This window comes from Rhizobium sp. P1_E6, assembly GCF_056405875.1.
The window spans coordinates 1-8,281 of record NZ_JBFUBG010000151.1 but is presented as its reverse complement, the minus strand read 5'-3'; the positions used below and the strand labels follow the sequence as shown (position 1 = coordinate 8,281).

The following is an 8,281-nucleotide window of genomic DNA, read 5'->3' as shown; positions in this document are numbered from 1 at the left end:
GGCTTGCCCTCCGAAAATGTCGTGGGTGCCGAGATGCGGCGATAGATGCTGGTCTCATCATCACGTGTCGCATCGACGAAACGCTCCCAGGCAATCATATCCTCGAGGGAGGCGTTGACGCCGGAATCGCCGGAGAGGTGGATTTTGTTGATGGCCGGAAAATGACCTGAGGCCATGCTGCCTTCGTAGCCGACAGCATCGCCCGGGAATTTGCTTGATTCCTCGCACCACTCCGCGGTCGTCATGCCCGCTGGCCGGAAGATGCGTTCCTTGACCCACTCTCCTAGCGGCCGGCCCGTCTGCTCGGCGATGAGGTCGGAGAGGATTCGAAAATTGCCGTTGGCGTAGGAATATTGGGAACCGGGATCAAAATGCGTGGTGCGGGCGAGCGACAGAAGATGCCTGCCGTCTTCGGCGCGGCATTCGCCTTGCGGCGACGCCCCCGACAAGACGGTCAGCGCCCAATAATCGCGCAAGCCGGATTGGTTGTTGGCGAGGTCGACGGCCCGAGGCATCGGCCCTTCGAGCAGCGGCAGGTAGCGCCGAACGCCAGCATCGAGGACCGACGGATCGCCGAGCGCTTCCAGCATGGCKGAACATGTGAATTCCTTGCTGATCGAGCACATCGGCATCAGCGTCTTGGTCGTCATCGGAATATGGCGTTCGAGGTCGGTGTATCCCCAGGCATGCTGTGCGATGACCTCGCCATTCTTCAAAACCGCGAAGGCACCGCCCGGGCCGCGGTAATCCGCGGGGATGGAAGTCAGGACCTCATCGAGAACAGCATTTCCTGTTTTAAACATTGTCGGCCTCATAAACGTATGGTCGGTTTTTCGGGTTATTGTGAAATGCCGCGTTTAGCGGGCGGCGAAATGGCAAGATGCGGCATGGGTGGCACTGAGAGTCGCCATGGGCGGCTCCTGTGCGCATATGGCTTGCGCGACAGGGCATCGGGTGCGGAAACGACAGCCCGTGGGAATGGCAAAGGGGCTCGGCACTTCGCCCTGCAAGACAGGCGGCCGATTGCGTTTCTCGGGGATAAGCCGCGGCATCGCCTTCAACAGGCTGATCGTATAGGGGTGCCTGGCGCCCGAGAATATCTCTTCCGTCGTGCCGATCTCCATTACATGGCCAAGATACATGACCGCGACACGGTCGGAGATGTGCCGCACCACCCCCAGTTCATGGGCGATGAAGAGCATGGTCAACCCAAGCTGCTTTCGCAGATCCTCGAGAAGGTTGAGAACCTGCGCCTGAATGGAAACGTCAAGCGCGGCCACGGGCTCGTCAAGCACCAGCACCGATGGCCGAACCGCCAGAGCCCGTGCCAGGCCGACGCGCTGGCGCTGGCCGCCGGAGAGGCCCTTCGGGCGCCGATCGGCAAGCGTCGGGGAGAGCCCGACCAGCGACATCAGCCGCGACACTTCCTGTTGCACCTCTTGCGAAGGCACGATCTGGTGAAACGACAGCACCTCGCTCAATGTCTGGCGAACCGTGCGCCTGGGGTTGAGCGAGCCGTACGGGTCTTGAAACACCATTTGCATCCGGCGCGGCAAGGTCTTTTTCTGCTCATCCGACAGGGATGTCAGATCCTCGCCATCGAGCAGCAGCCGCCCTTCCGTGGGTCTGTTCAGCCCCAGCAAGGCACGGCCGACAGTGGTCTTGCCGCTGCCGCTCTCGCCGACGAGGCCGAGCGTTTCGCCGGCGGCGATTTCGAAGGTCACCTTGTCCACGGCGCGAACCTTGCCCGGCTGCTCGCCTTTGAGCATGGAAGCGATCGTGTGGTTGCCGCGAAATTCGACCGAGAGCCGCTCTACGGCCAGTCGCGCCACTTTCGTTGCGGGTCTTGCCGCGCCATCTTGCATTTCTTCAGCACCCCTCGGACGATCGACGATAACAGCGCCATATCTATTTGCACTCGCCATCACTGTATTGCTCTCGGATGCAGGCATGCGCATTTGTGCTGTGCAGCTATGGCGGCCAGCGGCACGAGGTCTCGGGTGCAGTCATCCCTTGCCGAGGCGCATCTCGGCGCAAATGCGCAGCCCTGCCCCATTTGGGTTAAGTCGGGCGGTTGTCCCGGAATGGGCGTCAGACGCTGGATCGGCCCCTCGACATGCACCATGGAGTTCAAGAGCCCACGCGTATAGGGATGAGCCGGCGCATCGAAGATCTGCCTCACCGGCGCCGTTTCGACGATGCGGCCGGCATACATGACGGCGACGCGATCGCATGTCTCGGCGATGACGCCCATGTCGTGGGAAACGAGAACGAGCGCCATGCCGGTCTCGGCTTGAAGGCTGAGGAGCAGCGACAGGATCTGGTCCTGAATCGTCACGTCGAGCGCCGTGGTCGGCTCGTCCGCAAGCATCAGTTTCGGTTTGCCCGCGAGCGCCAGCGCGATGACGGCGCGCTGCAGCATACCGCCCGACCATTGATGGGCATATTCATCGATGCGCCGCGTCGCGGATGGAATGCCGACCTTGTCGAGAAGTGCTATCGCCTCCTTGCGGGCGGCTTGCTTGCTCAGCCGTCGATGCAGACACAGGGTCTCGATGATCTGGTCGCCGATCGACCAGACCGGATCGAGGCTGCTCATCGGGCTCTGGAAAATCATCGAAATTCCGGAACCGCGCAGCCGTCGCATCTCGCGCTCCGACAGCGAAAGAAGATCCCGCCCCTGAAAGGCAAGACGCGTTGCCGTGACTCCGGCGCCAAGCAATCGCAGCACGGCGCGACACAAGACCGACTTGCCGCTGCCGGATTCCCCGACGATGCCAAGGGTTTCGCCGGCCATGACGCTCAGGCTGATATTGTCATTGGCAAGCACGCGACCCTTGGCGAAACGGACGCTCAATCCCTCGATATCGAGCAGGGGCGGCACTGCGGCTGAGGTGGTTTCCATCATTTATGCCCTCCGCCGCTGACGCCAAGCCGCGTCGCAAGGCCATCGCCGATCAGGCTGAGTGCAGCGCCCGCATAGACGACCATAAGGCCGGGCATGGCGCAGATCCACCAGGCATCGAGGATGAATTCCTTCCCCTCGGCGATCGTCGCACCCCATTCCGGCATCGGCGGCTGGGCGCCGAAGCCGATGAAGCTCAGGCCGGCAAGCATGAGAATGTTCAAGACGAAGTCGGACATGGAAAAGGCAACAGCCGAACTCACAGTGTTCGGTAGAGCGTGGAAAAGCAGGATGCGTCGTGAGGGAAAGCCGAGGACCTTGGCCGCCTGCACATAATCCTTGTTGCGCTCGACCAGCATCTCAGCCCGGGTCAGGCGCGCATACATTGTCCAGGAGCCCAGGAAAACGGCGATGTAGATGTTTTGCAGGCCGGGACCGGCAACCGCAACGACGATGATGATCACGACGAGAAACGGGAAGGCGATGACCACGTTGATGATCATCGCAATGACGGAATCGAACCAGCCGCCGCGATAGCCGGCATAGGCGCCGATCAGCACCCCATAGGCCATCGGCACATAGGTCATGATGAGGCCGGAGACCAGATCAATGCGGGCGCCGTAGAGAACGCGCGAGAAGATATCGCGGCCGATATTGTCGGTGCCGAAGAGATGCTGCAGGTTCGGCGGCACCATGATGGCATCGAAATCCTGAAGATCGGGATCATAGGGCGCCACGAGCGGCGCGCAGATCGCGGCGATCGCAAGGATGATCATCAGGACGGCGCCGACCTTCAGGGTTGCCGGCMAAGCTCTGATCTCATCGAAGATCGCCTGGCATGCAATCAGGAGCGGCGGTGTCGAGAGAGTGACTTCGTCTATGGAGTTGCTCAATGGTCAGTCCCGTAAAACGCGTCGATCGACGAGCGCATAGCTCAAGTCGGCAATGAGATTGATGCCCACGGTTGTGACCGCAAGCACCACGGACAGGCCCTGAATTAAAGGGTAATCGCGAAAACTGACGGCCTGGATCAGGAGCGAGCCAAGGCCCGGCAGGGCAAAGACCGACTCAATGACGACAGCACCGCTCACGAGCCAGCTGATGTTGACGGCAAGAACGGTGAGTGTCGGAATGAGCGCATTGCGCAGCGCATGTTTGCCAAGAATGCGCCAGGCCGGCAGGCCGCGTGCCCGTGCGACCTCGATCTGATCCGTCGCCAGCACTTCCAGCATCGAGGCCCGCAGCGTGCGGATGAGGATCGGCCCGAGGAACAGGGCGATCGTCAGCCCCGGCAGGATCATATGCACCAGATGGTCGCCAAAGCTCGCCCCGTATCCCGATATCGGCAACAGTCGCAACTGAATGCCGAAGGCCAGCATCAGCAAAAGCCCAACCCAGAAATGCGGCATGGCAAAGCCGACGATACAGACAATCCGCACGACCTGATCGAAAACCGTGTCCGGATTGGCGGCCGCGATAATCCCGATCGGCAAGGCTATCAGGATCGAGAATATTGTTCCGACCGCAAGCAGCATCAATGTCGGGGCAATTCGTTCGCCGACAAGCGCCGAGACGGGCTGATTTTGAATAATGCTCTGCCCGAGATCGCCGGTCGCGGCTTTTCCGACGAAGCTCAGATATTGGACCACCAGCGGTCGATCCATTCCAAGCTTTGCGTAGATTGCCGCGACTTGTGCATCGGTGACGCGATCGCGCATCATGATGCGGACTGGGTCGCCCGGTACCAGCTTGATCGCGAGAAAGCTGAACACGGTAACGGCCACCAGGACAGGCATTGCGGCAATCACACGCGAAAGAATGTAGCGCAAATAGATCATCGAAATCTCCGTGGCCCCCCTGGAAATCCAGGCAGGCCATCGCTCACGATTATTCGGGGATCCGCGTCGTCTTCAGCCACCACCAGCCGACCGCGATATTCTGCCAGTTCTCGATCTTGGACTTGTAGCCGTTGATGAAGGGTACGAAGTTCAGCGGCACGCTATAGCCGTCGTTGTAGACGGTATCCTGCACCTTTTCATAAAGAGCGGCGCGCTTGGTCGTGTCGAGTTCGCCCCGAGCCTGAGTGAGAAGGCCGATCACCTCGTCGTTCTTGTACCAGGTGAAGAAGGAATGGGTGCTGCCTGCAAAATCGGTCTGCAGCGTCGCGATTTCATCGCTGTCGTTGATGTCGCTCGATATCAGGCTGACACGCGCCTGGTATTCGCCCTTGCGCATCATCGCGCCGGCGGTCGCGCCCTCATATTGGACAATATTCACCTTGAGACCGGCTTTCTGCCAGGCGGCCTGCAGAATAGAGGCGGTTTGGCGCTGGGTGGAATTGCCGGAGGAAACCATCAGTTCGATCGGCGTTCCGTCATAGTTGGCTTCCTTGACGAGGGCCGCTGCCTTGTCGGGATCGTAGGGGATCGCCTTCACATTCGCCGACCAGTAATTGACCTTGGGTGTGAATGAGTTGGGAGCTTCGCCATAGCCGAAATAGACGGCCTTCATCAGCGCATCGTGATTTGTCGCGTAGTTCAGGGCAAGGCGGATACGCTTGTCGTCGATCGGCTTCTTGGCATGATTGAGATAGATATAATCGAGGGCATAGGAGGGCGCCTCTTCCAGCGCGAGCCCCTCCGTTGCCTTGACCGATGCGGCCTGGCTGAGCGGCAACTGCAAGGCGACATCGAGATCGCCGTTCTTCAGGCCAAGGACGCGCGAGTTGCCGTCGGGCATATATTTCATGACGATCTGGTCGAGATAGGGCAGTGGCTTGCCATCGTCGCCCTTGGCCCAATATTTCGGATTGGCGGCCAGCACGACCTGGCTGCCACGGTCATAGGCTTCGACCGTAAACGGGCCGGTGCAAACGGGCTTCAATCCAAAGGCTTCGGCGCCGGCTTCGTAGGCGGCCTTCTCGACTATCGATGCGGCATAAAGCGAAAGCGCCGACAAGATCGGCACATAGGGCGCTTTCAATGTGATGGTGACCTGTGTGTCGTCGGTCTTTTCGATCGATTTCACCGGCGCGAAGGCAAAGCCGAACGAAGCGGACGGGTCCATCTGCTTGTTCAGCGAGAATATCACGTCTTCGGCAGTGAGCGGCTTGCCATCGCTGAAAACGACGCCATCACGCAGCGTGAAGACATAGGTCAGGCCATCGGGCGATATAGTCCAGGACGAAGCAAGCCCGGGTTCGAGACCCATGCCCGTCTTGTCCGCCAGGATAAGCGGTTCGCAGACCTGGGCGATCGCAAAGATCGAACCATTGTCTGATGGAATGAAGGGATCCAGCGTCAGCGGCTCATCCGGCCGCCCCATCGTCAAGGTGCCACCGCGATGAAGGTCGGCGGAGGTCGCCGAACCGGCAATCAACAAGCTGGTTGTAACCGATACGAGCGCTGCGACGGCGCCGAGACGACTTAGTTTGTTGCTCATTGTTCCCTCTTTGCTACCGCATCTTCGTGCGGCTCCAAGTTGTTGGGTAAACCATTCACTGTGAGAAAGCGGTGCCCGATCGGGGTGTCGCAGGGAACCGATCTCCCGGTCGGTCCTTGATGCGTTGATCTGTCTCACAGGTAGGATATCGAGGATTTATCCTATGGCAACAGATATTTTCCTATAAGAAAAATATTTTTATGATAATAAAACGGGCGACTGCACAAGAAACAACCATCATGCCGCCAGAAGCGAGAACCGCCGCCGAAATCCGAAAATCCCGACCCCAATCCGGCTGCCGCTCCGGTCGGCTGATCGATTACGCGTTTCCGACGGGGACATCGTTGAACATCAGCCGCTCGGTCATGCAGATCGAGAGAATTCGCGCGTCCTCCTCGCCGATCGAGACAAAGCAATGCGCCATTGTGCTGTCGATATAGGCGCTGTCGCCGGCCGAAAGCTTCAGTGGCGCGTAATAGGCCGTGTGCAGAACCGTCGTCCCGGCAATGACATAGATGAATTCCTCCCCATCATGGGTAGACCATTCCTTTCTCGGAAGGACCTCGCGCGTCTTGATCGTCATGACCAAGGGAATCATCCCCTTGTGGATCAGCTCAGCCGAATGGACCTGATAGTCGTAATAGTCCGTCGAAAACGGCAAACCATTGCCTTCGAGCGTGTATGTGCGACGCCCCACGATCGATGGCATCTCCTCGGTCGGCTCGGTGGCGGCCGATGCAAAAAGCTCGGCAAAGGTCAGGCCAAAGGCGTGGGCAATCTTGACGATCGTATCGAATGACGCGGAAACTTGGCCGTTTTCAATCTTCGAGAGTGCCGAGATCGAAACGGTGCTCATCTCGGCGAGCCGTTCCAGGGTCCACTTGCGCGCCGAGCGCAGATCCTTCACCCGGAGACCAAAATCCTGGTCCGTTTGCGGCGGAGCAGCATTTTCACTGAGATTGCGCAATTGTTGCCTCCTAGCCTCATGCCCCTGTGGACAAGAGTCACATCACCAATCCGGTCTTGTACGTTTTCGGCATTGTTCGAGCAAATCGCCGACGGTTGAACCCGCACAATTCCCTTTCCGCATTTTACTTTAGTCAAAATATTATCGCAAAGGAAATTTTGATTGACAGAGTTAGGCCTGCTGTCGCAGTTTTCATCCAAAGCAACGGAACGATCCCTGTTCTCAATCGCATCTCAGTTCGCTCGACCAGACACCAACCCAATCGATTACAAGAGATGGCCCGCGCCTTGCCAGCCGCGACCATCGATACCACAGAGTTCGAATTCCTATGCCGAATAATATCGCCAAACTTTTCAACAGTTTCAGGGCCGGGTTCGATCGCCCGGCGCCGGCGGACTGCGCGACTCCCTATATCGAAATCGATAGCTTTCGCCTCGACCGCAATATCAAGAGAATGCAGGCGATCGCCGATGATGCCGGCGTCTCGCTGCGTCCCCACATAAAAACCCATAAGAGCATAGAGATCGCCCGGCGTCAGATTGAAGCGGGCGCAATGGGTCTGACGGCGTCAAAAGCCAGCGAAGCCGAGGTTTTCGTGCAGGCCGGCATCAAGGACGTCCTGATGGCCTATCCCGTCATTCGTGCTGAAACTATTACGCCGCTCCTTACAGCGGTCAGGGCAAAGGATGCGCGCGTTTCCTTCATCGCAGCCGACATGGCAGGCGTCWAGGCGCTCAACGAAGCCGCGATCGCGACCGGGATGAGTTTGCCCATATTTATGAAAGTCGATGTCGGGCTCGGGCGTATCGGCGTCAAGCCGGACAGCGCTMTGGCCCTTGAAGTGGCACAAGAAATAGCCGTTGCGGACGGGCTTCAACTTGCCGGGCTCTTGTCGCATGCCGGCCATTCCTATGGCGCCAGCAGCCGCGAGGCCATCGAAACGATCGCGATCGTGGAAGGAAACGATC

Annotated in this window: 8 protein-coding genes; 1 reads left to right on the top strand and 7 read right to left on the bottom strand. The window is 59.1% G+C overall.

Features of this window, described 5'->3' with window-relative positions; translation table 11 throughout:
* The 7 genes from AC1D35_RS33765 to AC1D35_RS33735 all read right to left on the bottom strand — a co-directional run.
* On the bottom strand, positions 1-803 hold an 803-nt coding region (locus tag AC1D35_RS33765; RefSeq protein WP_477942221.1), incomplete at its 3' end, for a serine hydrolase.
* Between the two features lie 54 nt (positions 804-857).
* Positions 858-1,925, bottom strand: coding sequence for an ABC transporter ATP-binding protein (locus AC1D35_RS33760; RefSeq protein ID WP_477942219.1), 1,068 nt, complete (start codon positions 1,923-1,925; stop codon positions 858-860).
* Positions 1,925-2,905 (bottom strand): ABC transporter ATP-binding protein, encoded by a 981-nt coding sequence (locus tag AC1D35_RS33755; RefSeq protein ID WP_477942223.1) that lies wholly within the window; start codon positions 2,903-2,905, stop codon positions 1,925-1,927. The genes AC1D35_RS33760 and AC1D35_RS33755 overlap by 1 nt, the downstream gene beginning before the upstream one ends.
* Positions 2,905-3,798: an ABC transporter permease gene (locus AC1D35_RS33750; protein ID WP_477942217.1), complete on the bottom strand. Its 894-nt coding sequence runs from the start codon at positions 3,796-3,798 to the stop codon at positions 2,905-2,907. The genes AC1D35_RS33755 and AC1D35_RS33750 overlap by 1 nt, the downstream gene beginning before the upstream one ends.
* Positions 3,799-3,801: 3 nt before the next feature.
* The gene (locus tag AC1D35_RS33745; RefSeq protein WP_477942215.1) at positions 3,802-4,743 is read right to left on the bottom strand and encodes an ABC transporter permease; all 942 of its coding nucleotides are present in this window, start codon (positions 4,741-4,743) and stop codon (positions 3,802-3,804) included.
* Positions 4,744-4,792: 49 nt separating this feature from the next.
* Complete coding sequence (locus AC1D35_RS33740; RefSeq protein ID WP_477942214.1) at positions 4,793-6,346, bottom strand: ABC transporter substrate-binding protein; 1,554 nt, start codon at positions 6,344-6,346, stop codon at positions 4,793-4,795.
* A 319-nt stretch (positions 6,347-6,665) separates the two neighbouring features.
* A complete protein-coding gene (locus AC1D35_RS33735) occupies positions 6,666-7,313 on the bottom strand; it encodes a helix-turn-helix domain-containing protein (RefSeq protein ID WP_477942212.1) in 648 nt (215 codons plus the stop codon).
* A gap of 454 nt (positions 7,314-7,767) precedes the next feature.
* On the opposite strand from AC1D35_RS33735, the gene AC1D35_RS33730 reads away from it, so the two are divergent.
* Positions 7,768-8,281: alanine racemase (locus tag AC1D35_RS33730; RefSeq protein WP_477942210.1), on the top strand; the 514-nt coding region annotated here is incomplete at its 3' end.

What these genes read in the sequence shown, in the direction of transcription:
- AC1D35_RS33760 (WP_477942219.1), bottom strand. Translation starts at nt 1,925, where the DNA reads ATGGCGAGTGCAAATAGATATGGCGCTGTTATCGTCGATCGTCCGAGG.
- AC1D35_RS33755 (WP_477942223.1), bottom strand. Translation starts at nt 2,905, where the DNA reads ATGGAAACCACCTCAGCCGCAGTGCCGCCCCTGCTCGATATCGAGGGA.
- AC1D35_RS33745 (WP_477942215.1), bottom strand. Translation starts at nt 4,743, where the DNA reads ATGATCTATTTGCGCTACATTCTTTCGCGTGTGATTGCCGCAATGCCT.
- AC1D35_RS33740 (WP_477942214.1), bottom strand. Translation starts at nt 6,346, where the DNA reads ATGAGCAACAAACTAAGTCGTCTCGGCGCCGTCGCAGCGCTCGTATCG.